Below are 398 nucleotides of genomic sequence, written 5' to 3'. Positions count from 1 at the left end.
CGGGGGTCGCAGCAATATCATATACATGAAGACGGGTCATCCGTGGATCATGGTCGACAGTCTGAAAAACTTTTTTGTAGCTGATACATGACGCAGGAAGCTGCTCGTATTTTGTCCTGCTATCCAGAGTTTTTATGACAGACTGTGGCAACTGCGCCTGTTGCGCAGGAAGCTGCTTATAATTTGTCCCGCTGTCCAGCGTTGTTATCGCAGGCTTTAACAACTGAGCTTGTGTATCCATAACATCTGTTAGCTGAGTACTGACCTCCGGCGCCTTCTGGCAATAGCTGGCAACAGGTTGATTTAAAACACTCTGGAGTTCCTGCCAGCAGGCAGGCCAGTTAATCCCGGTTTCAAAGTCCATAGCTTCCATCAATCTCGCTGCTTCGGCCAGGTAA

At 48.7% G+C, this 398-nt stretch carries 1 protein-coding gene; it reads right to left on the bottom strand.

The window, feature by feature from the left end; genetic code table 11:
- Window positions 1–373: hypothetical protein (locus tag E1189_RS22200; protein WP_230459826.1), on the bottom strand; the 373-nt coding region annotated here is incomplete at its 3' end.
- Window positions 374–398: the final 25 nt, after the last annotated feature.

The sequence above is a fragment of the Parendozoicomonas verongulae genome (genome assembly GCF_009711465.1).
Classification (GTDB): domain Bacteria; phylum Pseudomonadota; class Gammaproteobacteria; order Pseudomonadales; family Endozoicomonadaceae; genus Sansalvadorimonas; species Sansalvadorimonas verongulae.
Note: the sequence above shows the minus strand (reverse complement) of the source record. Positions and strands in the feature narration are given on the sequence as shown.